This is a genomic window from Sediminibacillus terrae (genome assembly GCF_009602435.1).
Taxonomy (GTDB): Bacteria; Bacillota; Bacilli; order Bacillales; family Amphibacillaceae; genus Sediminibacillus; species Sediminibacillus terrae.
Map to the genome: position 1 here is coordinate 188,368 of NZ_VZDQ01000011.1, position 24,450 is coordinate 212,817.

At 44.4% G+C, this 24,450-nt stretch carries 23 protein-coding genes; 8 read left to right on the plus strand and 15 right to left on the minus strand.

From position 1 onward, the window contains the following. Nucleotides 1–102: 102 nt before the first annotated feature. Together F6X55_RS03500 and F6X55_RS03505 are read right to left on the minus strand one after the other, a co-directional pair. Complete coding sequence (locus tag F6X55_RS03500; protein WP_337189815.1) at nucleotides 103–2,910, minus strand: UPF0182 family membrane protein; 2,808 nt, start codon at nucleotides 2,908–2,910, stop codon at nucleotides 103–105. Nucleotides 2,911–3,266: 356 nt separating this feature from the next. Continuing rightward, a complete protein-coding gene (locus F6X55_RS03505; RefSeq protein ID WP_153461985.1) occupies nucleotides 3,267–4,238 on the minus strand; it encodes a Gfo/Idh/MocA family protein in 972 nt (323 codons plus the stop codon). Between the two features lie 1,141 nt (nucleotides 4,239–5,379). On the opposite strand from F6X55_RS03505, the gene F6X55_RS20020 reads away from it, so the two are divergent. Next, a complete protein-coding gene (locus F6X55_RS20020) occupies nucleotides 5,380–5,526 on the plus strand; it encodes a hypothetical protein (protein WP_162832884.1) in 147 nt (48 codons plus the stop codon). A gap of 175 nt (nucleotides 5,527–5,701) precedes the next feature. Next, complete coding sequence (locus F6X55_RS03510) at nucleotides 5,702–6,916, plus strand: Bcr/CflA family efflux MFS transporter (protein WP_026571900.1); 1,215 nt, start codon at nucleotides 5,702–5,704, stop codon at nucleotides 6,914–6,916. 85 nt (nucleotides 6,917–7,001) lie between these two features. On the opposite strand, the gene F6X55_RS03515 is transcribed toward F6X55_RS03510, so the two are convergent. The 3 genes from F6X55_RS03515 to F6X55_RS03525 form a co-directional block, all read right to left on the minus strand. Further along, the gene (locus tag F6X55_RS03515; protein ID WP_153461987.1) at nucleotides 7,002–8,327 is read right to left on the minus strand and encodes a TrkH family potassium uptake protein; all 1,326 of its coding nucleotides are present in this window, start codon (nucleotides 8,325–8,327) and stop codon (nucleotides 7,002–7,004) included. A 5-nt stretch (nucleotides 8,328–8,332) separates the two neighbouring features. Next, complete coding sequence (locus tag F6X55_RS03520) at nucleotides 8,333–9,001, minus strand: potassium channel family protein (protein WP_026571902.1); 669 nt, start codon at nucleotides 8,999–9,001, stop codon at nucleotides 8,333–8,335. Nucleotides 9,002–9,200: 199 nt separating this feature from the next. Continuing rightward, nucleotides 9,201–9,818 (minus strand): NUDIX hydrolase, encoded by a 618-nt coding sequence (locus tag F6X55_RS03525; RefSeq protein WP_026571903.1) that lies wholly within the window; start codon nucleotides 9,816–9,818, stop codon nucleotides 9,201–9,203. 182 nt (nucleotides 9,819–10,000) lie between these two features. Between F6X55_RS03525 and F6X55_RS03530 the strand changes: the two genes are divergently transcribed. Further along, on the plus strand, nucleotides 10,001–11,536 hold the full coding sequence (locus tag F6X55_RS03530; protein WP_153461989.1) for a multicopper oxidase family protein: 1,536 nt from the start codon (nucleotides 10,001–10,003) through the stop codon (nucleotides 11,534–11,536). Nucleotides 11,537–11,615: 79 nt separating this feature from the next. Here F6X55_RS03530 and F6X55_RS03535 read toward each other — a convergent pair whose 3' ends face one another. The 3 genes from F6X55_RS03535 to F6X55_RS03545 all read right to left on the minus strand — a co-directional run bounded on the left by F6X55_RS03535 (nucleotide 11,616) and on the right by F6X55_RS03545 (nucleotide 14,473). Then, nucleotides 11,616–12,419: an AAC(3) family N-acetyltransferase gene (locus F6X55_RS03535; protein ID WP_153461991.1), complete on the minus strand. Its 804-nt coding sequence runs from the start codon at nucleotides 12,417–12,419 to the stop codon at nucleotides 11,616–11,618. A gap of 30 nt (nucleotides 12,420–12,449) precedes the next feature. Beyond that, nucleotides 12,450–12,611, minus strand: coding sequence for a hypothetical protein (locus F6X55_RS03540; protein WP_153461993.1), 162 nt, complete (start codon nucleotides 12,609–12,611; stop codon nucleotides 12,450–12,452). A 272-nt stretch (nucleotides 12,612–12,883) separates the two neighbouring features. Continuing rightward, nucleotides 12,884–14,473, minus strand: coding sequence for a BCCT family transporter (locus F6X55_RS03545; protein WP_153462390.1), 1,590 nt, complete (start codon nucleotides 14,471–14,473; stop codon nucleotides 12,884–12,886). Between the two features lie 106 nt (nucleotides 14,474–14,579). Here F6X55_RS03545 and F6X55_RS20025 point away from each other — a divergent pair, with 106 nt between their 5' ends. The 5 genes from F6X55_RS20025 (at nucleotide 14,580) to F6X55_RS03565 (ending at nucleotide 16,294) form a co-directional block, all read left to right on the plus strand. Then, nucleotides 14,580–14,741, plus strand: coding sequence for a hypothetical protein (locus tag F6X55_RS20025; RefSeq protein ID WP_202616110.1), 162 nt, complete (start codon nucleotides 14,580–14,582; stop codon nucleotides 14,739–14,741). 118 nt (nucleotides 14,742–14,859) lie between these two features. Next, nucleotides 14,860–15,036 (plus strand): hypothetical protein, encoded by a 177-nt coding sequence (locus F6X55_RS03550; protein ID WP_153461995.1) that lies wholly within the window; start codon nucleotides 14,860–14,862, stop codon nucleotides 15,034–15,036. An 87-nt stretch (nucleotides 15,037–15,123) separates the two neighbouring features. Continuing rightward, a complete protein-coding gene (locus F6X55_RS03555) occupies nucleotides 15,124–15,693 on the plus strand; it encodes a histidine phosphatase family protein (protein WP_051390527.1) in 570 nt (189 codons plus the stop codon). 21 nt (nucleotides 15,694–15,714) lie between these two features. Further along, nucleotides 15,715–15,942 carry a hypothetical protein gene (locus F6X55_RS20390; RefSeq protein ID WP_153461997.1) on the plus strand — a complete coding sequence of 76 codons (228 nt, stop codon included), beginning with the start codon at nucleotides 15,715–15,717 and terminating at the stop codon, nucleotides 15,940–15,942. A 55-nt stretch (nucleotides 15,943–15,997) separates the two neighbouring features. Then, entirely contained in the window at nucleotides 15,998–16,294 is a 297-nt protein-coding gene (locus F6X55_RS03565; RefSeq protein ID WP_026571908.1) for a hypothetical protein, read from the plus strand. Between the two features lie 344 nt (nucleotides 16,295–16,638). Here the strand turns inward: F6X55_RS03565 and F6X55_RS03570 are convergent, their stop codons facing one another. The 7 genes from F6X55_RS03570 to F6X55_RS03600 form a co-directional block, all read right to left on the minus strand. Next, on the minus strand, nucleotides 16,639–18,357 hold the full coding sequence (locus tag F6X55_RS03570; protein ID WP_153461999.1) for a M56 family metallopeptidase: 1,719 nt from the start codon (nucleotides 18,355–18,357) through the stop codon (nucleotides 16,639–16,641). A 10-nt stretch (nucleotides 18,358–18,367) separates the two neighbouring features. Further along, nucleotides 18,368–19,429 carry a LolA family protein gene (locus F6X55_RS03575; protein WP_026771530.1) on the minus strand — a complete coding sequence of 354 codons (1,062 nt, stop codon included), beginning with the start codon at nucleotides 19,427–19,429 and terminating at the stop codon, nucleotides 18,368–18,370. Further along, nucleotides 19,419–20,891 (minus strand): HAMP domain-containing sensor histidine kinase, encoded by a 1,473-nt coding sequence (locus F6X55_RS03580; protein WP_153462001.1) that lies wholly within the window; start codon nucleotides 20,889–20,891, stop codon nucleotides 19,419–19,421. Before F6X55_RS03580 ends, F6X55_RS03575 begins: the two co-directional genes overlap by 11 nt. Continuing rightward, the gene (locus tag F6X55_RS03585; protein WP_153462003.1) at nucleotides 20,888–21,598 is read right to left on the minus strand and encodes a response regulator transcription factor; all 711 of its coding nucleotides are present in this window, start codon (nucleotides 21,596–21,598) and stop codon (nucleotides 20,888–20,890) included. Before F6X55_RS03585 ends, F6X55_RS03580 begins: the two co-directional genes overlap by 4 nt. Nucleotides 21,599–21,780: 182 nt before the next feature. Further along, nucleotides 21,781–22,158, minus strand: a complete 378-nt coding sequence (locus F6X55_RS03590) for a MazG nucleotide pyrophosphohydrolase domain-containing protein (protein WP_026571913.1) — start codon at nucleotides 22,156–22,158, stop codon at nucleotides 21,781–21,783. Between the two features lie 60 nt (nucleotides 22,159–22,218). Continuing rightward, entirely contained in the window at nucleotides 22,219–23,634 is a 1,416-nt protein-coding gene (locus F6X55_RS03595) for a hypothetical protein (protein ID WP_153462005.1), read from the minus strand. 196 nt (nucleotides 23,635–23,830) lie between these two features. Continuing rightward, the gene (locus F6X55_RS03600) at nucleotides 23,831–24,337 is read right to left on the minus strand and encodes a DinB family protein (protein WP_153462006.1); all 507 of its coding nucleotides are present in this window, start codon (nucleotides 24,335–24,337) and stop codon (nucleotides 23,831–23,833) included. Nucleotides 24,338–24,450 lie beyond the last annotated feature (113 nt).

Sequence of the window (24,450 nt, forward strand, 5' to 3'; positions counted from 1 at the left end):
GAATAGCAGGAAAAGAAAACCGATACCCGACTATCCGTGCACCATATTGCAGGACTCACAACAGCTACAAGAAAGGAGCCTCCCTAAGGAAGCTCCATTCCATCATTCTTGCTGGTCCTCATCTCCAGTTTGTTCCGATTGATCCTCCGTCTGTTCTGTTCCTTCTGTCTCTGCTTGTTCGTCTTCCCTTTCACTCAACCGTTCTTCGATCTGCGACATGATTCCACCAGCTTTTTCCCAATTACCTTCAGACATTTCCTGCTGATATTGATCGAACAAGGAAGAAATTTCTTCTAAAATCTGTTTCGATCCCATGATTTCATCTACTTGATCATTGCCGTCCGTGCCGCCTTCTCCTTCATCAAGTTCGACATTCGGGTCAATCAAACCAAGCATCCGCTCCATTGCCTGATCAAAAGTAGGTTCCATGACGATTTCGTCACCATAGGCAAGAATGATTTGTTTCACTTCTGGAAGCGATGTTTCGTTGGATGACTCGATGTAAATCGGTTCCACATAGATGACCGTATCCTCCAGCGGAATGGCCAGCAAATTTCCACGGATGACTTCCGATCCACCCTGAGACCATAAGTTCAACTGCTGTGAAATCGTACTATCCTGATTGATCCGGTTTTCAATTTGCTGTGGACCATATACATTACGCTGCTTCGGAAAACGATAGACGAATGTCTCTCCATAATTTTCTCCGTCGTTTCTGACACCCATCCAGGCCACCATGTTTTGTCTGTTGCGCGGGGTATATGGCATCATTAGCACAAATTCTTCCTCTTCCGCTTCCGGAAGCTTCATCGTGATATAATACGGCTCCATTTCGACATCTTCATTGAAGTATTTCTCGGTCGGAAATTGCCAGTAGTCTTCCCGGTTGTAGAATACTTCCAGATTGGACATATGATACGTACCATACATTTTGGCCTGTATTTTAAACATATCGATTGGATACCGGAAATGCGCCGCTACATCCTCCGGAATTTGCTCTGTAAACAAATCAGGGAACATCTTCTGATATGTTTGGAGCAATGGCTCATCCGGTTCGGCTGCATAAAAGTTGACTTCCCCGCTGTATGCATCCACTGTCACTTTTACCGAGTTTCGGATATAGCTTTCATCGTCTTGATGGGCTTCGGAATAGGGATACCTATCCGCAGTCAGATAAGCATCGATCATCCAAGCCATGCTGCCATCATCGCGAACGAAAATATAAGGATCTTCATCATACTCCAAGAAAGGCGCTATCCGTTCGACCCGGTCCATGATGTTACGTGTTGCCAACAGCTGGCTGTCACTGTTCAACTGATCGGAGACGAACATCCTGAACGAACCAGCGTCCAAGGCGAACAACAGCCTGTTTAAACCGGATAATGCGATCCCTTTATCTGCTTCATACCTGGTCGACATATTTTCATCGCCGGCTGGGTAGTCGAATTCATCCACTTCACTATTCACGATGACATTATCATAGTTTTCTTCCCCAAAATAAATTTGTGGTCTCTCGATCTCCATGGCACCTTCTGAAGGGACATTTTTCAGTAAGTATTCCGGCTGGCCTTGCGAAGTGATTTGATTGACGTCACTCATCGCAATGCCATAACCATGTGTATAACGCAGGTTTTCGTTCACCCATGTTTTTGCCTGAGAAGGAAGATCGACGGTATTCAATTCCCTTGCACCCAGAAAGACTTGTTGATACTCGCCGTCGATTTGATAACGGTCGATATCGATGTCATTGAATTGATAATAAGTCCGGAAGGTTTGCAATTGATTATATATATCGAGAATCGGTCTTGCATCATTGATCCGGACATTGTTGATTGTCGGTTCATTGCGTTCCACCATTGCCTGATCGAGTGACTCGTTCCCCGGGTGTTCAAATTCTTCAATGTTATCAAGATCGTAAGCAGCCCGCGTAAATTCCAGGTTATGCTCCAAATAAGGGCTTTCCTTGGAAAATTCATTAGGCGACACGACATAGTTTTGCACAATGATAGAAGTTCCTTCTGCAAGGATGCCAATCGCCATATAAGCAATAATCGGAATCAACATCGCCTTCAACCGACCGCGTATAAGCGAGACGATCACCCACACCGTGCCGATTACCGCAACAGCTGCCATGACATAGGATGCAGGAATGTTGATAACTTTGTCGGTATAACTCATGCCATGTACGACGCTTTCCTGGAATAAATTGACCTTATTGGTCAGCATCGTGCTATATGGTTCCAGAACATGGGAAACCGCCATCAACAATCCGATGCTGCCCAGGGTAACACCTAATTGCAATTGCGCTGAACGGCTGATCCGATACATATGGAAAACGGAATAAGCCCCGATTTCGGCAAGCAACAAAAAGAAGGCCAAACCGATCAATGTATTCACCGCGAATTTAATAAACGGCAAAACAAACATATAAAACGAAACATCCATGCCAAAGTGCGGATCTTTTATATCGAAAGAAGTATGGTTAAGAAACTTCAGCCAAAGCTCCCACCCGAATCCCTGCACGATACTGCTTCCGATAAATCCGACAAACAAGGATATGCTTAAAATGGTAAAAATGCTCAATCGTTTGCTGCGAATCAACGCCGGCAGCTGCGATGGATTAAATTGTTTCAAGAAAGATTTGCGGATCCATGCTGCCGTTATCCAAGTCAATGCTGCAAATACCACAAACCCGATCACGCCAAGCAGTATCTTGCTGCCGAGAATCGTTGTGTACACCTGTTGAAACCCGAGTGAATCCATCCATATATAATCGGTGATCCAGTGCAGTGACAACCCGCCCAGAATCAATAGTATCACTAGGAAACCAATCAATTTCCCGAAGAATCCGCCGAATTTTTTCAGCTTCGCCTTCTGATGGGTATTCATGTTAAACGTTTGATTTTCCAATCTTCTCCCCCTCTAAACCTTTCATTTGCACACTACCTCCATCTTACCATAAAGCCGCTCTCCTCATCGGAAGTTGTAGGCAGTCGATTGCGTTTTTCTCCTCCCCTTTTCTTACGGAACACTGGCTGTTTTGGTTTCATTTTTTATCCAACCACAAAAATCACCAAACCAGCCGGCCAGTGATAAGCGGCTGAACACCGTTTTTAACCCCCGCTATACAGTGGGCAGGTTTTGGGTCAACCTTCAAGGTCTTTTCAACCGGATTATGTTTCCATCGACTTCTGGATGAGTAAATATACCCCACACAAAAAACACCACACAGAATATTCTTCCATGCAGTGCCTTCAAACCCTTATTTATTCAAACGAGTAACGGACATTGCCCTGTTTACGGACTTCATCCATCAATTTCATGACATCGACCGATAATTGCAATGTATCACTGTTGCGATTATTCGCCACGTAATCGTTCATCGCTTCCACTTCGTAATGGAATGCTTTCGCGGATTCACCAGCTTCAATAACTTCTGTTCGATCCTCTTGTGTGTAATAAATCGTCGCCTTGGTCGGACGTTGATAGTCATCGACTTTAATATATCCTTCTTCCCCTGCAACCAAAATCGTTTTCGGCATGATTGCCCGCAGTGTCATCGAAATGGTTGCCATTTCATCTGCTTTGTTTCTCAACAGAATACCCACCTGCTCATCCACACCGGTTTGAAATTTTTTCACTGTGCTTTCTACGTAGTCCGGCTGCTCGGATAGGAAAAAACGCGACAACGATAAGGCATACGTTCCAACATCCAGCATCGCCCCGCCAGCCAAGTCCGGATTGAAAAACCGATTGGCAGGATCAGGGTCTTTGTAACTCCCATGTGAAACTTGAATCATTCGTAGTTTGCCCAGTTTGCCAGACTGCAAGACTTCCTTTGCTTTTCGGTACACCGGCATATGGAATATTGTCATGGCCTCTGCGACCACCAGATTCTTCTCTTCAGACAACTCGACGATTTCCTTGAGTTGCTTGGAGTTGACGGTAATCGATTTTTCACAAAGAACATGCTTATTACGTCTAAGGCTCTCCATAATGTATTGGTGATGAAAAGTGTGCGGAGTCGCGATATAAATAATGTCCAATTCCTCATCTTGCAATAATTCATCGTAACTGCCGTAAACATTGTCGATCTTAAAGTCTTCAGCGAAATCCCGGGCCTTTTCCAGCTTTCTTCCTCCCACTGCGGCGATTTTTCCATTCACTTCGTTTATCGCGACCGCAAATTCCCGGGCAATTGTCCCTGGACCAAGAATTCCCCATTTTAGTTGTGTCAATGTCCATCCCCCTTAAAGATTTCTCTCCACGTCAGTGAAGCGTTTTCAAATAGATGTGCATTTTTTGCAATTCCTGAGGTCAAAGAATGCTCTTTCTTATTATCACTTTTTACTAAATCGATTTAGTAAAGCCCCGAAAATGTCCCTTGCTAATCATGCAAGGATGGATACCTTTGATGAAAAGTATAACTCCCCTATATAGACAAAGTCAATGAAGGCGCTTCCTTTCCCTTTTGTTTTGCCTTTCATTTAAATTCTTCTCCAAGACTTTATGCGTCTTAGTCTTTTTACAGTTGATAGATACTGCCTTGCCTATTCAAAAAGAGTGTGAACCACCGCTTCGGTAGCATACTTCGCTTTCCGCGGGCACGGTTTTAGCTAACTTGGTAAAGAAAATCGCTTTACCAAGTGGATCTTCAGCTCGCGCTGTTCCCGCAGGAGTCTGCGTATGCTACCTACGCTAAGAAGCATGGGGACAATCGCAAGTGTATAAACTTTTTCCTTGAGATTAAACAAGCCATTCTTAGAAACGTTTGTCAGGAAATATGTTCTTCTTTTCATCAAAAGCAATAGGGATCCGTCTTTTCTCCTTCTCTTGGACTTTCTGCTTGTTTCCCTAGCTATGTCTTTTGATAAGACCTTCTTATATTACCAAGCGAAATCAAGAAAAAATGTCTAGTACACCCATTTCTAAACAGGAATCTGTTCCTAGCGGAGGAATAGCCGGAGACTCCTGCGGGAGCAAAGGCCTCGGAGAGATCCCGCAGAGCGTTATCTCGAGGAAGCTCACCAGCCGCCCGCGGAAAGCGCAGGGTATTTCCGCAGCGTCGAACTCCAACTTAATAAATGCAGGAAGTTAGGAAGGCGAATTCAATGTCGCAGTTTATACAATTTGTGCAAAAAGTGAGAATCTTTTAGAATCAATTCTCAAAATTAGCGGCCGTTCATCCTTTCCCTAATTCTCTTCCTATAAGAAAGGTAAACTGCTTAAAGTGTCTCAAATAATCTTTAAATATCACTTTAGCATCATACGGAGAAAATCAATCTAAAAATGATATTTTATTTATCGCAGAATGAGATATATAGTAAGTAGAAACTAATAACCTAAAAACAAAACTGTTTATAAAAAGGAGACTTTACAATGAGCCAAGCCCTTCGGAATGATCTGGAACAAGATTTATGCGAATTGGCAGCCCTTAATGAAAACGAAGTGAACAACATGACGGACGCGGAAGTGGAATATTACCACTGGCTCTATTTAGAAGAATCCGTTTATGATTTAATGTAGAAAAAGCACAGGCAGCTGGCCGGTATCCTCCGGCAGCTGCCTGTTTTTTGTTTCAGCCAGGAATGCCGAAAACACAGGTTGATTCAATGGACAGCCACGCCTTTCTGAATTAGACTATAATCTATTGATGATTAGAAATACAGATCGATAGTTAGATGAAAGGTGTTTGGTATTCATGCTGCAAAATCCTACCGGAAAAGAGCGTCTTTCGCTCGCTTTATTACTTGGAATGCTTGCCATTATGGGGCCGCTGAACATAGATATGTATTTGCCCAGCTTTCCGGATATCGCTTCCGACTTGAATGCAAGTGCTTCGCTTGTCCAGCTAAGCTTGACGACCTGTTTGATTGGATTGGCTACTGGCCAGGTAATCATTGGACCGATCAGCGATGCGGTCGGGAGACGGAAACCACTTTTAATAGGGATTACACTCTTTGCCCTGGCATCCCTGCTTTGTGCGTTTGCACCCAATATTCTCACATTGATTGCTGCCCGGTTTTTACAAGGGATGACTGCTTCAGCAGGTGTTGTCCTTTCACGGGCCGTTGTAAGGGACGTATTTACCGGGCGAGAACTGACCAAGTTTTATGCTTTGTTAATGGTGATTCTCGCAGCCGCGCCGATGATCGCCCCGATGGCAGGCGGAGCCATTTTGTTGCTCCCTTTTGCCAGCTGGCACACGATTTTTTATTTTCTGAGTCTTCTCGGATTATTGATTGTGTCCACGGTATTTTTCCGCCTGAAAGAGACTTTGCCGCCCGAGAAGCGGATTCCAAGCTCCATAGGAAATACCGTGAAAACGATGGGGAGTTTGTTTAAGGATCGCTCGTTTATCGGCTATGCGATTATTGTAGGTTTTGTCCACGGTGGAAGTTTTGCCTATGTATCCGGGACACCGTTCGTGTACCAGGGAATCTATGGAGTCTCCCCGCAAGTCTTCGGTATATTGTTTGGAATAAACGGTTTGGCGATTATGTCTGGAAGCTCGATTGTCGGACGTTTTGGCGGTATCATCCATGAACGGAATTTACTTCGAATCGCAGTTTGCACCGCCGCTACTGCGACAGCACTTATCTTGTTCATAAGTATCATAGAAGGTCCGCTCGCATTACTGGTCATTGCCATTTTCATTTACATGACCACCATGGGAATGACGTTGACCAGTTCGTTTACACTTGCAATGGAGCATCAAGGTCATCGCGCCGGCAGCGCAAGTGCAGTATTGGGATTGCTTCCTCTATTGATTGGATCCGTTGCCTCCCCGCTTGTAGGAATTGATGAAACATCTGCAGTACCGATGGGATTGATTCTGTTTGTTAGTTCCTTTATCGGTTTCAGCGCTTTCTTTACGTTGACAAAGAAGCCTGCTAAAACAAAAACGGAAAATTAACTGAAATATTCCCTTTTTGAAGGGGCTGTCCATTGTGTTTTCTACTCAATGGACAGCCCCTTTCTATGTTACAGGCTAACAAGAATCAACCTGTCAGAATGTCTTCTTTTGGATACCTGATTTTCGCCTGTGAGGAATGGGCAAAAGAAAAAGCCAACGTGAGTGGACCTATTTTTCCAATCAGCATAACCAGGATGATGGTGATTTTCCCAACAATGGTCAGCGAGGCAGTGAGCCCCATCGATAAGCCCACTGTCCCAAACGCTGACACCGTTTCAAACACAATGGATATGAAGGTGGCATCTTCGGTTATATTCAAAATAAAAATACCGGTGACAATCAATCCTAAACCAATGACGGTAATAGCCAAAGCACGGACGATTGTATTGTATTTAACGGCACGGCGGAACATCACCACTTCGTCATTTTCTTTCAAAAAGGCAAATACCGCAAAAATCAAGGCCAAAAAAGTGGTCAATTTGATTCCTCCGCCAGTAGAAGCACTTCCCGCCCCGATAAACATCAACAAAACAATGAAAAATAAAGTGGAATCATTCATACTCCCTATGTCGACCGTATTGAAACCTGCTGTCCTGGGTGTCACTGCCTGGAAGTAAGCAGCTTGCAATTTATCCAATCCAGAAAGACTACCCAATGTTCCCGGATTATCATACTCTAATAGTAAGATGACCAGTATCGCAACGCTATTCAACAAAAAGGTGCCAATCAGCATTAATTTGGTATGCAGACGTAAGCTGTGCGGATCTCCTTTTTTCCACAAGTCAAAAATCACCGTGAACCCAAGTCCGCCAATAATGAATAAAATCGATATCACAATGTTTACAATTGGATCTGCCGCAAACTGGGTTAAACTGTCAGACCAAATGGAAAAACCAGCATTGTTAAAGGCAGAGATAGAATGAAAGAAACCAGCATATAGACCTTGCTTCCATCCCATGTCCGGAATCCAGCGGATCGATAACAACAGAAAGGCAATGCTTTCCATCACGATTGAAAAAATAAAGAGTTTCTTTACTAGAGACACCACACCGCCGAGGGATGTTTGATTTAATGACTGTGTTACAATCACCCTTTCTTTCACACCGATTTTCTTGCCGATCATTAAAAAGATCAAAACCGCAAACGTCATGATCCCCAAGCCGCCGATTTGAATCAACAACAGAATGACCAACTCGCCGAAAGTCGTGAATACGGCACCAGTATCAACAACAGAAAGACCTGTGACGGTCATTGCCGAAACAGCAGTAAACAAGGCGTCCAGAGTACTTATCGACTCGTTGGTCGCAATCGGCAGTTTCAACAAAACAGTTCCAATAAAAATAAACAGGATGAAAATACCCAGCAAAAATCTGGGAGGACTGATATTAACAAGGTCATTCTTCATTGTCATGGCAGTTATACTCCTCTGACTTCCAATCGGTTCAACCGTTCATTTTCCCCCATTATGATGAGGATATCCCCGTGCTCGATTTTCGTATCAAGCGACGGTTCCATGAGAAGTGTCTCTTCATCCTTTTTAATCGCAACTGTGCGACAAAAATGTTTTTTGGTAATACTCAGGTCACCTATCGCTTTTCCTTCCATGTCCTTCGTCGCGATCACCTCCATCATGCTATGTCGTTTGGATAGCTGTATATAATCGACAATCTGATCGGAGACAATATGATGGGCGATCCGCTTGGCCATATCTTGTTCGGGGTTGATGATTTTGTCGACCCCGATTTTTTCCAACACTTTTTGATGACTCTCATTCCGTGCTTTTACCCACACCTTTTTCATCCCCATCTCTTTTAACAACAGGGAGGCAAGGATGCTCGATTGAATGTCCTCTCCAAAACTGATGACTGCACAGTCAAAATTGCTGATACCTACAGACTGAAGCGACTGTTCGTCCACTGCGTCCATTACTACAACATGACTGGCGATGGATGCGTATTCCTGGATGCGTTCTGGGCTTTTGTCGATTGCCAGCACGTCGATATCCGACTCGGCCAGTTCCTTGCAGAGGGTTCCTCCAAACCTGCCCAGTCCGATGATAGCGAATTCTTTTCTTGAAGGTTTCACTTACAAATACTTCCTTTCCATATTGCCTAGAAGCCACACTTTTTTGCTTTTCATCATACTCCTATTTCGACGAAGATGGTAGTGTTTTTTCTGCAACTTTTTCATTTCTTTTAAATTCACTCTTTTTCATTCTTCCCTATATCGTGCAAAAGCAGAAGAAAAAGACTGCCTGTGTGACAGTCTTCTTTCCCTTTCCGACTCAGCTATTCAACAAGGAGGCAAAATGTGCGATCACTCTTGCCGTCAGACCCCAGATAACTTTGTCATCATACTGATAAAAATATTCTTCCATTTTTAAAGGACGCCACTCATAGTCCTTTCCACCGGCCACAAGCTCGAACGGAAAATCTTCCTTTGGTTCGATGTGCATATCGACCTCATGAATGACAGGTTTCGTTTCTAAAAAGAAGGATAGCGGTACAGTGAATATTTCCTCGACCTCCTGCGGATTGAGGCTGATGTTTGCCTTTTCGTCCATAAAACCTGTAAAGGGATATACAATCATGCCAAAAGGCGAAACCATATAATCAATGGGATGAATTTCCGTTATCTCTTCCGTTTTGATTCCTAGTTCTTCCACCGTTTCCCGAATGGCAGCCTCTTTTGCTGATCGATCGTCAGGATCAATTTTTCCGCCCGGAAAGCAAATGTCGCCGGGCTGCCTTCTCAACGTACGGGAACGGACTTCAAATACTACTTGCAGCTCCCCTTCTTTTTCGATAAGCGGAAGCAGCACAGCAAACTTGGCAAATTCTTCACTCCCTAATACAGCCGGCTCATGGTCCTGCAATCTTTTCACTATCTGTGTTGAGTTCATTACGTTCACCTCTGTTTTTCCTTTCCCCATTGTAACATGTTCCAAAATAGTCCTGCATGGACAAGCACTATCAGATGACTTCACCACTAATAAAAAAAACGGCAGCTTGTTATATCAGCCTTCCCAAAACCTGTGCGTCTGTCATCTACTATAGTAAATGCACCAAAACTGGAGATGAAACCATGAGTCCGACTCTCGAAAAATTTGTGGATCGGCTGCCGATCATGAAGGTTCTTCAACCGAACCACAGGACAAAGAACGGTCCTTACTATGAAGTAAGAATGGAAGAGTTCCGGCAAAAACTGCATAGAGATTTACCGCCGACGAGGCTTTGGGGTTATAATCGTCAATTTCCCGGCCCCACCTTCGAGGTAAAGCAAGATGAACCGATTCGCGTTCGCTGGACGAATCACCTACCGAACAGGCACATCCTGCCGATTGATGGTTCTGTTCACAATGTAGCCAATGGACCGCAGGTGAGAACGGTAGTCCACCTGCATGGCAGTGAAACAAAACCGGACAGTGATGGCTATCCAGAAGCATGGTTCACGAACGGTTTTAGGGAAACCGGCCCGTCGTTCAGCCGAGAAGTGTATGAATACCCGAACCACCAGCGGGCCACTACTTTGTGGTACCATGACCATGCTATGGGAATCACACGTTTGAATGTTTATGCAGGGTTGGCTGGCATGTATATCATCCGGAATGAACACGAAAAGGCATTGCATTTGCCATCCGGTAAATATGAAATACCTTTGCTGATCCAGGACCGCTCTTTCAACCAAGATGGATCCCTCGCTTATCCACGTCAGCCTGATGACGCGGCGGCCAATCTGCCAAATCCATCGATCGTGCCTGCATTCAATGGAGACACTATTTTGGCGAACGGAAAAGTGTGGCCATATTTAGAAGTAGAACCACGTAAATACCGTTTCCGTGTCCTCAACGGTTCGAATACCCGAAGTTATCAATTGATGTTGGATTCCGGTCAACCATTTTATCAAATCGGATCTGACGGCGGCTTGCTGAAGAATACAGTGAAAATCGAACAAATCGGGGTCGAACCAGCCGAAAGGGTCGATGTAATTGTCGATTTTTCCAAGCTAAAAGGCAAGACAGTGGTGATAAAAAACAACCTTGGAGCCAATGCCGATCCAGATGATCCGACCGGGGATATCATGCAATTCCGGGTGACAAAACCGCTCTCAAGAAAAGATACTAGCAAAATCCCGAGGCATTTGTCCCGTATTCCTTCCCTTAAACAAAACAATATTACTGCTATCCGTCAGTTAAAATTAGTCGGTTCCACGGATGAATATGACCGGCCGCTGCTACTATTGGACAACAAGAAATGGCACGATCCTGTAACAGAGAAGCCCGAACTCGGGACCACCGAAATATGGTCATTGGTCAACGTCACGAATTTTACACATCCGATCCACATCCACCTCGTTCAATTTCAAGTACTCGATCGACGACCGTTTGACCTGGAGCGATATAATCAGGACGGCAAAATTGATTATACAGGGACCGCAACAGCTCCCGCTCCCAACGAGCGCGGCTGGAAGGACACCATCGCCGCCCCGTCTGCCCAAATTACACGCGTCATTGCCAAATTCGCTCCCTATACCGGAGACTACGTCTGGCATTGTCATATCCTGGAGCATGAAGATTACGACATGATGCGGCCGTTCACCGTGATAGATCCTGATGAGTGAAACAAGGTAGACAAAAGCCAAAGAGCGGATACCCTTTGGCTTTTCTGAATAAAAAGAATTTCATATGTAGTGCCATTTTCTAATGCTTGTTTTTCAACCACTCACGTGCGTAATCGACCATCGGGCGCTGTCTGATGAGTTTCGCTTCAGCAGCTCCGACTTTAGCGGCAACTACCGTATGAGCTTGTTCATATTCCTTGCCCAACTCAGCAAACAACTCGGAGTCATAATCGATTTCTTCATAGGTCCTCCAGACTCGTATCCCATTTTCCAGCAGGGCAGTCCCTTTTTCCAGTTTCTTTTTGTGCGGAACGGCGTGTTCTGCCAGATGCAAAGAAGTATTGCTGTCATGACCGACGCCAAGCAGCAGGCTAAACCCATCCAAATGATAGATTTTTGCCAATGGTGAGTCATCGCCAAATCCTGCAGGCAATGGCTGTTCATGGATGATCTCTCCCGCATGCTTTCCCCAGGCAGTAAATGAATAAGTCGGATGATTGCTCCTTTTGACTCCCGGAAAGCCGCGAAACGTTTCTGCAATACTCCCCATCCCTCGCGTCGGTGTGACATCAGGATCGAATGCCGGCATTTCTGCACGGATAGTCTTCCACCATTCTTTAGGTACCGGCGGCATCTCCCAGTTGCTTGGATCGGAGTTTTCCGCCGTCTGGGCCGGCATGACAATCGTCCCTTCTTCTCCGACTGTATCCATCAAAGCTTGAATGACCGCAGCTGACCCGCCACATACCCAGCCGAGAGAACTTAGCGAGGAATGGACAATCACGACCATCCCTTCCTTCAAACCAAGTTCTTTAAACTGATGATGCAGACTTGTCCGCGTATTCGGCCTGTCCACTTTTTTCACTGCTGATGCTTCACTCATAAAACGGGTCCTCCTCTTTTTTTCTCTCTTTTACAAACGAGTGATTTCTTTTTCCTCTTCAAGCTCTTTTTTGGCCTGCTGCTTCCATGCTTCCAATTTTGTTGATTTCTTGAGGGTCAGAACAGACAACAACAACAGGAAATAGTATTTTCCGTACATCATGTTGTCGTCTTGATGGATAATTCTCTCCATAGCGCCCAATCCTTTCAGGTACTGTTAAATTCCTCTTCCCCAATCTTACCGCGTTTTTTAGTAGGAATAAAGAAGCAATAAGAGCTGGGACCTAACAGAACTTTTGCAAAACCGGACGATAACAGGAGAGCAAAGTGAAAAGGAACAATTAATGCACTTGGTTGGTAGCACAACGGAGGAACGTAAGAGGGATTTGACCGTTCAGCTTCTCCTGACCTCTCTGCTTTAGCACCCGCTTCTTTTCTGTCTCGCTGCATGACGGTAGTTAATCTTTACTGCTTCTCCCGCCTGTCCGCTTCTTTACTGATACGGCGGAAACGTTTGACATCCGCCTTGCGTACTGGGAGCGGCTCCTTGCTGAGCAGCTTGATGATCGCAACGATAAGTAACAGCAAGATGATCGTAAACGGCAAGGCAGCGATCAGCGAAGCCGTCTGTAAGGCCTCCAATCCTCCGGAAAACAACAAGACAGCAGCGATTGCCGCCATTAAAAAACCCCACACGAACTTAGCAAACTTAGGCGGATGGAGGCTTCCGTAAGCTGTCATGCTTCCCAGAATATAGGTGGCTGAATCGGCGGACGTAATAAGAAAAGTGAAAATCAGCAGGATAGATAATATCGACATCAGCAGGCTGAGTGGCAGGTTATCGAATAACTGAAACAGGGCTGTCGCGACATCCTCATTGACTGCTTCTGCTATATCGGTTCCCTGGTTTAAATCCAGCCACAATGCTGTCCCTCCGAACGCCGCGATCCACAAGCAGGCTATCAAAGGTGGTATCACCATCACTCCCAAAATAAATTGCCTAATAGTGCGTCCCCGTGAAACCCTGGCAACGAACGCTCCGACAAACGGTGACCAGGCAATTGCCCATGCCCAATAGAATATCGTCCATTCCCGAACCCAGGTACCCTCTTTGTATGGCTGCATCCGGAAACTGTAGGAAACAAAATTGGCGAAATAATCACCGATTCCCAGTGTGAAGGTTTCAAGGATAAACACCGTGGGACCGACAATAAACACGAATAACAGCAGTCCCAATGCCAATCCAAGGTTCAGGTTGCTTAAATATCGGATTCCTTTATCAAGACCTGTAGCCGATGAAAACATATAGGCTACCAACAGTACGGCCATGATGAGCACTTGGATCGTGCCGGAGTTTTCGATTCCCATGACGGAATGCAGTCCACCGTTCATCTGTAAAACGCCAAGTCCCAACGAAGTTGCAATGCCCATTACCGTTGCAATGACGGCAAGCGAATCGATCGTGTTTTTCACAAGGGGATTGTTGCCGGTTACCGGCTGTAGGGCCGTCGATATCAAGCCGTTTTCCTGCTTGCGGAATTGATAGAATGCTATAACCAATCCTACGATGGCAAAAACGGACCATTGACTCACACCCCAGTGAAAAAAAGCATACCCCATCGCCACTCTGGCTGCTTCATCCGTTTCTCCTTCCATGCCGATGAAAGGTGTTGTGAAAAAATGGCTCATCGGCTCGGCAACACCCCAAAACACGAGTCCTACCCCAAAACCTGCTGAAAACAACATTCCAACCCACGTGAAAAAGGGGAATTCAGGTTTTTCTCCATCCTTCCCTAAACGGATGGAACCGAATTTACTTACCGCTAGCCCGATTAAAAAGACGATCAAAATAAAAACGCCAACTAAATACAACCAGCCAAAATTAATCGCGGTAAAATCGAACAGCCGGTTTGCAACAGCTCCAAACCCTTTCGGCATCATAGCACCTAATATAACCAATGCAAGTATGATGACTGAAGATACTGTAAACACAGGATTCAGCCAAATACTTTTTTTCTTCACCGAAAAACCTCCCTGTAAAATGATGTTAAGCATTTCTATTGTTTCCATCTTGCCTCTGCTTATGAGAGTTTAAAGAAAGAGTAAGAACTAATAATTCAGGAAAAAATAGCGTTATGAAAAACGCTAAGGAGGTATTGGAATGGAAAAACGTTATGACGAATATCGTACTGGTCAAGGGGTTCCTGCAGGCGGGCAGTACCAATGCCAGTCCGGGGAAAAAGTGACATTCAAGGAAGGCGAGTCATTTCCGCTATGCCCGGTCACTGGTGAAGAAACAACTTGGACACATGAAGACAGGTAACCTTTCAAAAGAACAGAGTGTCCCATTGGGTGCTCTGTTTTTTTATGCTCGGTAAACGTCACCCTAGGAAATTTATGTTAAAATTTGTTCAAATGTTTTTTTAGGAGGCTGAAAATATATGAAGAGGTACTCCCTATATATCGGTATCCTGTCAGGTTTTACGATAGCCTTCCTAATTGGAGCCATTTGGAGAAAAGAATTTGACTGGGGCTGGTGGATAAGCATGATGATCGGCGGAACGATAGGCTGCTTGGTAATCGATTTGTTAACAAACAATCGTGGGAAAAACAGGTGACTTGTTTCTCTACTGTAAAAACAGCCCTTTTCCTCCCGGCTATAAAAGCTACTAATCTAACAGAAAACAGAATTGGAGGCCATTTGATTGGCACAGTTACTATTGATCAAACACGCAAAACCGGTCATTTCCACTTCCACTTCCTCTTCCAGGTGGGAGCTGTCGGAAGATGGAATCGAACAGGCAGCAAAATTAGCTCCCTTATTGAATAGATATGACTTCGACACGATTTTTTCAAGCGAGGAGCCGAAAGCAATCCATACTGCCAGGATGATTGCCGACGAGTTGAATCGACAAGTTGAAATAAAAAAAGATTTACATGAACACGACAGACACAAAAACCGTAAACTCTATCCGGAAAAGGAATGGAAATCGGTGATCCAGACTTTTTTCGACTGTCCAAACGACTTGGTTTTCGGAGCAGAAACGGCAACCGATGCTCTTGAGCGGTTCGATGCAGCAGTTAAATCAGTGATTGATGGCCGACCCAAGCATCAAGATATGATCATCGTGGCACACGGAACGGTCATCTCCTTGTTTGTAGAAAAATACAATTCTGTAAATGTCTTCGAGCTATGGCAAAAGCTCGGTATGCCTTCTTATGTGGAACTCGACTTAGCAACGTTTCAATTACAAGAGATTATCAACGTGGATTAAGCTCTTTACCAGGAGGTACATATGCACATTCGAAATGTAAGAAGTCAAGATTATGAAAAAATCAGCCCCCTCATCAATCAATGGTGGGGTGGAAGGAACATGGAAGAAAAATTGCCGAAGCTCTTTTTTGTCCATTTTCAACCGACCAGTCTTATGAACCAGATTGTTCAGCTATTACTTGGTGTAGGGATCGTCTTTTTTGTATTGGTGACCTTCCTGGTTTTTATCAGCTTTACGAACAAAAAGTGATAAAGATTACATAATGCGGACTTCCTTTGATCAAAAAAATAAGGAGATGGTTGTCATGGAAAAAATGATGTATGGTTTCGGCCTGTTTTCTTTCATAGCGATAATGCTTCACTTTTGGGGATATTCCCATCAATACACACAGGAAATGCTGGTAACCGGAATTGTCTCTTTTATCATCGCAGGGGTCCTTTATTTTCTGTTCGTGTTTTGTTATTTTCGAGGTGGTTTTGGTAAAAAAGTGGTCTTTTGGGGATTAATCGCAGTCATCTTCCTCCTGCTGTTTTTATTGGGTAATGGAAATGACGAAAAAGAACATTCCTCGGAAGATTTGATTACTAGCTCATTCCTTTGACTTAAAGAAAAGCAAGTTGGACGAAAGCCTCGTGGCTGAAGCAATTACCGAACGATATTCGAAATAATAGCAGTCGAACTCGTTCGGTTTTCTGCTTCCGATGCAAGATGGTAAGCATTTTATCGCGGAAGTGTTTTTTGCTGTTTCCCACAACATGAGCCCGAGAGATACTCCGTTTTCCGCAGAAACGGCTGCAGCTAATTTGGAAAAGAAAAGCGCTTTGCCAAGTGGGTTTTCAGCTCGCGTTCTTTCCAATAGAGTCTGCCTAGCTTGCCCCCGTCGAGTGGAAATCCTTCCCTATCCAGTGACCGGTCTGTTTTTATAAAGTTAGGTGAGTCCTCACTTTATAGCTTCCGAGAAAACGATTCTGTCCACCTTGATACAAACCAGCACTTCCCGATCTTCATCCCCCATCTGTACGGCAGTGAATGTAAAGTCATGATGCGCCAATACATTGGCGGATGAGGCATCAGCTGGAATTCCACCGCCCGCAGCCACCATGGTGAACGGTCAAGCGAAGATTCCTTCACCATCTCGCTCTGTTTTGCTTCACTGTACCCAACGCTTTTCAGTGCTGCCTCATCTTGTTTGACAGCAATTGCCGTCAAGCTCTCCGCCATCTGTTCCGTACCTCCATCTAAATAAGAGGAACCAAGAAAATCGGCACGGACTTCGCACCATTGCGACAACAAAGATTGAAAAATAGGAAACAACATAAACATCAGCCAGAAAACGAAGAATAACGGCGTCTTAACAGCTTCGATGTCGGAAATGTTTTCCGCAATGACGAATACAATGCCTACATATCCGAGCAACAGGACTGCATTGGCAATTTGTTTCCACATCACGTCCCTCTTTTTGACATGGACTGCCTCGTGAGCCAGGATTCCTTCCAAAACAGTTGCCGGAAGCTTTAAAGTGGCTGAGGTCAACGTAACCAATGAATGGCCGATGTTCATTCCGGCGGCCAATCCGTTATATTCGTCTGACTCTGTTACATAGACTTTCACATTAGGAATTCCCGCCCGTGAAAACACCTTCCGGGCAGCTTCGATCACGATTGGATCTTCTACTTCTTTTGCATCCATAGCTGTTTTCAACACCCTGTCGGATATATATAGGTTGAAAACCCAATAACAACCAGCCAAAAAAAACATCATCATCGGAGGAGCCTTTAAAAAATACAGCAGCAAGACCAGTCCAGTATATGCTGATATCCCCTTGACTGTCATCGCAAAGTAAAGCTTTCCGATCAATCTTTTAATGTTTTTCCGATGATAAAACGGCAGTACCACTAACGCTTGTTCATCCCCGGTGTGATCGGGGATAAAGCTTGTCAACTTCTTTTGCCAATGTGCAGCTTGATTGACGGTCATATACACGCTTTCTCCCGGAAATCGGATTCGAAGCACCCTTTGCATGGATGTAGTAAAGTCAACCCTGCTAGTGAATAGGGTGAAATAAGGATGAAGTTTAAGCAGATCCACGGCAGATTCCACCGCAACAGACTCGGCATCCTGTAGCGTGTATGTGCGTGCATGGAACCAGGAAATAATATAGAGCTTTTGCTCCGCTTCTCCATAATAAAATCGGACCTTTTTCCAGTCAATCACTCGTTTCAACAGCACAGAAAGCGATGGAAACATGCCAAAAACAATCATGAAATGAAGCGGACTTTCTTTTGGCCCATATAAAAGAAACAAGATAGCCCCGGCATATACGATAATGACAAAAACTAAATCGAGGGCTATCCGGGAAATACTACGGGCAATCTTAATCGGTTCCACAATGGCCGTGTCCAATTCTCGCTTTACCTCTCGATATTTTTCTAAACCCATGGTCAGGGTGAAGGCAGAAGACCATCCACTCGCCAGAAACGAAAAGTAGAGGAATCCGTCCGTTGAAGGATTCAAATAAAAAACGATCCCTGTCACAAGCAGGGCTGCAGCCGCTTCGACCGCCATGCCTTGCTTTTTGTTTTTCTGTCTAGCCAGAAGACCGATTAAATGGGTCGTCAATCCGAGAAAAACACATATAATGATTTCATAAAAACCCGGCAGCATACATTTTCACCTACAATTCGGAATGCATTTTCATCGTTTCAGTTAGCTGCAAAACTTCTTCTGTCGTCAAATCAGGATGTTCCATCAGCAGGGAGTAACGAAGCCCTTGTTCATCCCAGGTGATTCCGCGGATTTCATCCATTTTTTCGGCATCGTTTCCTCGTACTTTCAAATTCCCGTCCCCCAAAGACATCCCTTCCCCTTCGGGAGTGGGAAAAACCGAGATTGAAAAAGATGGGACACCATCTTGAAGATAATAGAATGTGACCTCTGTTCTGTTTATTTCGCCACCGATTTTGTCCATTTCAATCCGATCCAGTTCCTGCTTCTCGTCATCGACCAGGAGAAAATCCGTTCCCAAGGCTTGTTCTGCCTCCTCCAAGGAAGCCGGGACAGCCATCCCCTCCTCCAGGTCAGATACCTTTACATCTTCCGGCAACTCTAGCAAAAACGTATCATCCGAAAAATCCGGATCTAAATCGAGCTTCGTGTATTCCACATTTGTTTCTATATCGGCGGCTTTTTGTTTCATTTTGACAATGAACCAGTTTTCCTGTTCGACCCAAATATCCATGTCCCCCAATAATCCATCTTCCTTACTGGTCAGTTTCAGATGATAGGTCTCCATATCCAGGATGGTATCCTCACCGACCAACTCCGTATCATGTGTACCCTGGACTACATCGAGCATGCTCAATAACTGTTCCTTCTGCGTCAAGGAAGCAGGCAGTTCACCAGGCGACAAGTCCATGCGCTGAGCTGTTTTACTCCCTTCCTCATAAATGGTCATGGAGCCCCCGTCCATAAGTGCTATCGACCTTTTGCTTGTGGCAGGTTCCTCCGTAATCACTTTTCTTTGCCCATTCCTGCCTGCATACTCCTCAAAAGTTGTCTTTTCCTCTGTCTCACCATCTTTAATCGACACACTGCCCTCTCCATAATAGCCGAGGGGTTCTTCACTTTCAGCTAACACTTTTGTGAAAATTTCTTCCGAGGACACACCCACATCTCCTTTACACCCTGTTATGACAACCAACAATAATACAATGCTCAACCAACCTTTATGTTTCATCCATATGTTCCCCTTCTCTCAACCAACAGGCTATCAAGGTTCCATAGCCGTCTTCAGACCATAAACCGATTTTTCCGCCGTGTTGTTCGATTATTTTCTTCGCTATACTGAGTCCAAGTCCAGAGCTCCCGTTTGACCTAGCATCTCCCGCCTGAACAAAAGGCAGGAAAATCCGTTTCTGTAGATTCTCGGGTATTACTTCTCCTTCGTTTTGTATCAACAGCAAGGTTCCTCCTGACCGGAAGGAGTCCAGCTCCCTGCGAAATGGACCGAAGACCCATTCCGGCATGAGACAATCACTGGAAACAGCAGCAAGCCACAGGTTTTTACCAGGCGGAGTATGGCGGATACTGTTTGCCATCACGTTATCGACGACCCGCATAATCTGTTCCGGATTCAAACAGTATATATTTCTTACACATACTTCTGTATGGAGCTTGATTTTGTTTTGGGAGCATGGTTCTTCATAACCATTTAACAGCATGTCGAACAATTCTTCGCCATCTACCTTTACTTGTTCAGACTCTTTTTCTTCCGATTGCAGGGCGGTGTACAAAGATAAGTCGTGAAGTAACTGCTTCATATACGCTATTTTATTAAATAAAATCCCTGCATACTCCTGTCTTTCTTCTTCCGACAGTAACCGTCCTCCCCACAAGCTCTCCGAGTAAGCTTGGATGACCGTTAAGGGCGTTTTTAAATCATGGGAAAGCGCAGCCACGATAAATTGCTTTTCTTGCTGCTGTTGAACAAGTTCCTGCCTCGTTCTCTCTATTTGTTTTTTCATTTGATAAAAGTGGGCAATCAATTCACCGATCTCGTCCCGGGAATGGCTCCAATGATCGTTTAACGGCTCCCCCTTGGCAAATTTCGTCATTTTTTCGCGCAATTGGCCAAGCGGCCGGGTCAGCTTACGATGAAGAACCCAGATAACCGTCCCATAAACAAGAGCAATGAACAGGATGAGGATACCGCCGACCACGATAGTTCGGTTGTTCACTCCATCCATCCATACATCCCTTGGAAGCGTGATTTCATAAATGCCTGTCAGCTCTCTGTCATGGAAGACTGTTTGTTTCAACGAATAGGTACGAGCATGCTTGCTCAAGTCATTCAAACCGCTGTAAAGGCGTGAAGTGTCTACTTGCAAGAGCCTGCCAGCATATGAATCATTCCATGAAGAATAGAGGGTAACCCCGTCTGGACGATAAAGGGTGATCCGAATGGAGCCAGACGCCGCTTTCTCGATTTCCTGATAGTTTTCCCGTGGCTGAATGTGGTACAGTTTTTCATCCTGGAGAATGGTCTCCAACTCCTCCATTTGCTGCCTCGCCTCGACAAACTCCCGGAAGTCCTGTTGACGTTCAAAGTGGCTGATGCTTATGTATAATCCATATACGGCAGCGAAAGGCAGAAGAAGTACGATCAAGTAACTTAAAGCAAGCCAATTTTTAATTTTCATTCAACGGACTCCCCGATGAAGCGGTAGCCGACACCCCATACTGTTTCAATGTACTTCGCCGCTCTTGTCTCATCGCGCAATTTCGTCCGCAGACTTTTGATATGGACTGTTACCGTATTGTTGCCTTGAAGATCCTGCTGCCCCCAAATGTGATGGTACAACTCGGATTTGGAAAAAGTTTTATACGGATTTTTCGCAAGTAACAGTAGTAATTCCCTTTCTTTCGCAGATAAAGGGACAACAGCCGTTTCCAATTTGATTACATTGTTGGTGAAGTCGATTTCCAACCCATCTTGGTAGATTTGCTTATCTGCATGTTCTGGTTCATTCCTGTACCTGCGATATCGGCGAAGGTGTGAGCTAATCCGTGCGCTCAATTCCCCGAGACTGAATGGTTTGGTTAAATAATCGTCCGCACCTAAATCCAGCCCTTGTATTTTGTGCTCCTGCTCCTGCCTCGCACTCACGATCAAAAGCGGCACATCACTTTCCAGACGGATTTTTTCGCTTAATTGAAGGCCATCCATTTCCGGAAGCATCAAATCGACCAAAATCAAATCAAACCCACTATTTTTAAATTCCTCCCATCCCTCGATGCCAGTAGACGCCCATGTCGGAAGGTAGCCTTCCTGCCGCAGATGATCCATCATAACCCTGGCAATCTCCGCATCATCCTCGATGATTAATATTTTTTCTTGATTCGTCATCACCAGACCCCACTTTCACGTTCTATTATAATGGCAGGTATTTGCTTTAGAGAAAATCTTTATAAATGCTTAATAAATTGAAAGCAACTCCTTTATTATAGAAGAAATTCCTATTGTTTGGATGTCTAAAATAAAAGAAAGGACCACCCTCAGTCATCGAACATGACTTTGGGCAGTCCATTTCAGCTTTTCCTGACATCCTTATTTTTCCGATGTTTCACTTCTTCCATTTTCTTATAAAAACTGTCCTCTAAATTTATCTCAAAATAATTCGCCATTTTGGTTATGTAAGCAACACAGTCAGCGAGTTCTTTTCCGACATCCTCTTTGACGTGAGCCTTAGCCCTATCAAACGCTTCCTGTTCTGTCTTGCCCTCTTGTATTGCTTTATTTGTAAGATTAAAAGCCTTCCGGAACTCTTCGGCTACCTCTGCCACTTCCGTTGTCAGCAGCATATAGTTATTTAATAAATCTTCCCTGCTTGCTTCATAGCTTTCCTTCCTGATTTCCCAGCCCATTTCCTTCTGAAAAGAATCTGCATCTTGCTGCAATTGTTTCATTTTTTCACCCTTCCTGGCGAAAAACGTTTCCAAACGTCTTTTAGCCTGCTTTTATTCAGCTTAATAAACAACATACCACATAAATTGGATATAGGCTTGAACCATGAAATAAAAAACAATGCTGTAGCCAAGGTTGAAACGAAAGCCGTTCTTCAGAATGCTCAGTCCGTTCGTTGCACTCAAAATAATGATGGGGAGAATGACCGGCGACAGCAGAACCGATATGACGCTCCCAGAAGTCAACGACAACACAACCAACTCCGGAGGATATGGCATATCCACATGCTGGAGAATTCCGGCAACCAAAACGATGACCGTCAATGGGCCCAAGCCCAAAAACCCTAGAAGGATAGTTGTGAATGGCAAGATGACGAGGAAATTCAGGAACGGTACAGTATCCTCCAAATAAAACAAACCTTCCACCAGGTAATTACCTATACCCGACTGATTGACTGCATAGATCAGCATCCCGGCAGCTAGAAGTAGACTGAATTGCTGGGATTTGTATTTCATGTCCACCCCAAAATATTGCTTTGCCTGGCTCATAAGACTACCTGTTCGTTTTTTAAGGATAAAGTAACCGCAGGTCCATACGATAATGACCGGCGGAATGACCATTAATAATCCCCAGCCCATGATGAGATGAAGAAGGAAAATAGTCGTAAACAATGAGACAAACAGGGTGGCGAATTCCAGTACATGTTTTCTTGTATGGTTTACTTGTCCATTTGTTTTTACCAGTCTATCAATCTCAGAATTAATTCCTGCTGTATAATCTATTCCATACTGCTTTTCTTTTCTTGCAGCAAACCAAACAGCCAAACCAATCCCTGCAAGAGAAATCATCATTCCCTGAATGATTGTCCACCCTAAAGAAGCGTCCAAATGGTCGACGGCAAATGCAAAACTGGGAATGCTGACAACCCAAAGCGTCGTCAACGCGAAAGAACGCAACAAGGCAGTACCCTTGAAGTATTCCCAGGCTTCTCCCTTTTTGTCGCGAAGGAATGCATGAATAAATTGATACATCATCGGAATACAACCAAACAGCAGAAAATAAGCAATAAGCTGATTGACCAACATGATTCCAAAATAAAACTTTCTGCTAGTATTCAGAAAACGGTGGGCAGCATTCATAATACTATCAATATAAGGTTCTTCCCGCAGTATCCAGCCAATAACCGGAACAATCAGCAGCAAGGCAATAAGGCTTCGCATTTGAATGATGCCTTCCAGGAGAAAAGTCAGGAAAGATCCGCCTGACGTGATTTGGACCACTGTTGCCGTTGTCAATAAAAACAACGGCACCATGAACGAGCGAAGCGATAAATTTATAGCAGCAAAAATGACCGCAGCTATTCCTGCCGCAGACAAAATCCTTTCCCCTGCATGAGAAGGAACCAAAAAGGTAACATAATGCATTACAGCATAGATAAGGACGGCTGCCGCAAATCCTGTAGCGGCAATTTTTTTCATATTAAAAACTCCTAATTTATTTGAATCATGATTCTGTTTATTATAGCATGAGAAGAGAGCTCTCCTTACCTGATTAAAAGTCAAGGGACATTCTATTTCTTCAGAATGAAAGCTTTGAGCTTCTTCACTGCCTTGAGTAAAAAGGATCAAGGACATTTTCATCTTGTATTTTCCCCATACCATAATGGCAGGAACTTTACTCGATCAGTTTTCTCTGAATCCGTATCTGCCCCCGGTGATTAATTTCATCCTCCACTACATGGAACCAGATAAAAAAATGATTGGACGGATGCCCCTCCCATTGTATCCCCTCAAAAAGCCATGCATCGTTTCGCTGTCGGAATTCCATCAATGTCCTTTGCCGGACTTTGGCAAGCTTATCAAGATAAAAATCCAGATTATTTCCATTAATTTCCGATCGACCTTTATTTCCGAGGCTATAAGCGGCTCCCCACTCGCCCTTTTCCTCATCATTCGGACTTCGGCCATCAAATATCTCTATTTGGAAACCGATTTCGACTGCTGCCATATGCAATAACAAGGCGCCGATACTATTGCTTTTTTCCGTCGGCAAGTAATCTAGCTGTTCTGTCGAAAGGTCTTTGACAGCATCGAGTGTCGTCTTTCTTGCATACTCCATCATCGACACAAGATGCCCGATTTGCGGTGTATAACCTGGTTTTTCCGCGATTTTATACTCCATGGTCAATAACTCCTAACTATTAATTAACTATTCTCAGCCTCTCTGCCGATTTCGGATAATATTAGTTACTAGTTTAACAGACTTTCTTGATCAAAAATTAAGATTTCAGAAGG

Excerpts from the sequence above, each read along its gene's own strand:
- F6X55_RS20020 (WP_162832884.1), top strand. The coding sequence starts at position 5,380 with ATGAGCCAAGCCCTTCGGAATGATCTGGAACAAGATTTATGCGAATTG.
- F6X55_RS03510 (WP_026571900.1), top strand. The coding sequence starts at position 5,702 with ATGCTGCAAAATCCTACCGGAAAAGAGCGTCTTTCGCTCGCTTTATTA.
- F6X55_RS03515 (WP_153461987.1), bottom strand. The coding sequence starts at position 8,327 with ATGACAATGAAGAATGACCTTGTTAATATCAGTCCTCCCAGATTTTTG.
- F6X55_RS03525 (WP_026571903.1), bottom strand. The coding sequence starts at position 9,818 with ATGAACTCAACACAGATAGTGAAAAGATTGCAGGACCATGAGCCGGCT.
- F6X55_RS03530 (WP_153461989.1), top strand. The coding sequence starts at position 10,001 with ATGAGTCCGACTCTCGAAAAATTTGTGGATCGGCTGCCGATCATGAAG.
- F6X55_RS03535 (WP_153461991.1), bottom strand. The coding sequence starts at position 12,419 with ATGAGTGAAGCATCAGCAGTGAAAAAAGTGGACAGGCCGAATACGCGG.
- F6X55_RS03540 (WP_153461993.1), bottom strand. The coding sequence starts at position 12,611 with ATGGAGAGAATTATCCATCAAGACGACAACATGATGTACGGAAAATAC.
- F6X55_RS03545 (WP_153462390.1), bottom strand. The coding sequence starts at position 14,473 with ATGCTTAACATCATTTTACAGGGAGGTTTTTCGGTGAAGAAAAAAAGT.
- F6X55_RS20025 (WP_202616110.1), top strand. The coding sequence starts at position 14,580 with ATGGAAAAACGTTATGACGAATATCGTACTGGTCAAGGGGTTCCTGCA.
- F6X55_RS03550 (WP_153461995.1), top strand. The coding sequence starts at position 14,860 with ATGAAGAGGTACTCCCTATATATCGGTATCCTGTCAGGTTTTACGATA.
- F6X55_RS20390 (WP_153461997.1), top strand. The coding sequence starts at position 15,715 with ATGCACATTCGAAATGTAAGAAGTCAAGATTATGAAAAAATCAGCCCC.
- F6X55_RS03565 (WP_026571908.1), top strand. The coding sequence starts at position 15,998 with ATGGAAAAAATGATGTATGGTTTCGGCCTGTTTTCTTTCATAGCGATA.
- F6X55_RS03570 (WP_153461999.1), bottom strand. The coding sequence starts at position 18,357 with ATGCTGCCGGGTTTTTATGAAATCATTATATGTGTTTTTCTCGGATTG.
- F6X55_RS03575 (WP_026771530.1), bottom strand. The coding sequence starts at position 19,429 with ATGAAACATAAAGGTTGGTTGAGCATTGTATTATTGTTGGTTGTCATA.
- F6X55_RS03580 (WP_153462001.1), bottom strand. The coding sequence starts at position 20,891 with ATGAAAATTAAAAATTGGCTTGCTTTAAGTTACTTGATCGTACTTCTT.
- F6X55_RS03585 (WP_153462003.1), bottom strand. The coding sequence starts at position 21,598 with ATGACGAATCAAGAAAAAATATTAATCATCGAGGATGATGCGGAGATT.
- F6X55_RS03590 (WP_026571913.1), bottom strand. The coding sequence starts at position 22,158 with ATGAAACAATTGCAGCAAGATGCAGATTCTTTTCAGAAGGAAATGGGC.
- F6X55_RS03595 (WP_153462005.1), bottom strand. The coding sequence starts at position 23,634 with ATGAAAAAAATTGCCGCTACAGGATTTGCGGCAGCCGTCCTTATCTAT.
- F6X55_RS03600 (WP_153462006.1), bottom strand. The coding sequence starts at position 24,337 with ATGGAGTATAAAATCGCGGAAAAACCAGGTTATACACCGCAAATCGGG.